Origin of the sequence: Pseudomonas sp. NPDC087346 (genome assembly GCF_044744235.1) — a bacterium.
Lineage (GTDB): Bacteria > Pseudomonadota > Gammaproteobacteria > Pseudomonadales > Pseudomonadaceae > Aquipseudomonas.
This window is the reverse complement of sequence record NZ_JBIUXX010000137.1, coordinates 1-1,022: the sequence shown is the minus strand read 5'-3', so window position 1 is coordinate 1,022 and position 1,022 is coordinate 1. Positions and strand designations below refer to the sequence as shown.

Sequence of the window (1,022 nt, the reverse complement as noted above, 5' to 3'; positions counted from 1 at the left end):
GTCAGGTTGGCGTTCCGTACATCGTGGTTTTCCTGAACAAGGCTGACCTGGTAGACGACGCTGAGCTGCTGGAACTGGTTGAGATGGAAGTTCGCGACCTGCTGTCGACTTACGACTTCCCAGGTGATGACACTCCAATCATCATCGGTTCGGCTCGTATGGCGCTGGAAGGCAAAGACGACAACGAAATGGGCACCACTGCCGTTCGTAAACTGGTTGAAACTCTGGACAGCTACATCCCAGAACCAGTTCGTCTGACCGACAAGCCATTCCTGATGCCAATCGAAGACGTATTCTCGATCTCGGGTCGCGGTACTGTTGTGACTGGTCGTATCGAGCGCGGTATCGTTCGCGTTCAGGATCCGCTGGAAATCGTTGGTCTGCGTGACACTACTGTTACCACCTGCACCGGCGTTGAAATGTTCCGCAAACTGCTCGACGAAGGTCGTGCTGGCGAGAACTGCGGCGTTCTGCTGCGTGGCACCAAGCGTGACGACGTTGAGCGTGGCCAGGTTCTGGTTAAGCCGGGTACCGTTAAGCCGCACACCAAGTTCACCGCAGAAGTTTACGTTCTGAGCAAGGAAGAAGGCGGCCGTCACACTCCGTTCTTCAAAGGCTACCGTCCACAGTTCTACTTCCGTACTACTGACGTGACTGGTAACTGCGAGCTGCCAGAAGGCGTTGAAATGGTAATGCCAGGTGACAACATTCAGATGACTGTTACCCTGATCAAAACCATCGCAATGGAAGACGGTCTGCGTTTCGCTATCCGTGAAGGCGGTCGTACCGTCGGCGCTGGCGTCGTAGCCAAAATCATCGAGTAAGACTCTTCGCTGAGTTAGCTTTGATGTTTTGAAAAAGCCTCCGCTCAGCGGGGGCTTTTTTTATTGGGTTGACACCTATATGGGGCGTCTATAGAATTGCGCCTCCTTTTAACGGGCGTATTGCGCTCGGTGGGAATAGCAGCCGGAGTCTGAAATCCAATGCAAAATCAGCAAATCCGTATCAGGTTGAAGGCTTTC

1 protein-coding gene is annotated in these 1,022 nt (G+C 53.2%); it reads left to right on the top strand.

Going from position 1 to position 1,022, the window contains the following annotated elements; genetic code table 11:
- On the top strand, positions 1-824 hold an 824-nt coding region (locus ACIOZM_RS31335; protein ID WP_401221474.1), incomplete at its 5' end, for an elongation factor Tu.
- Positions 825-1,022 lie beyond the last annotated feature (198 nt).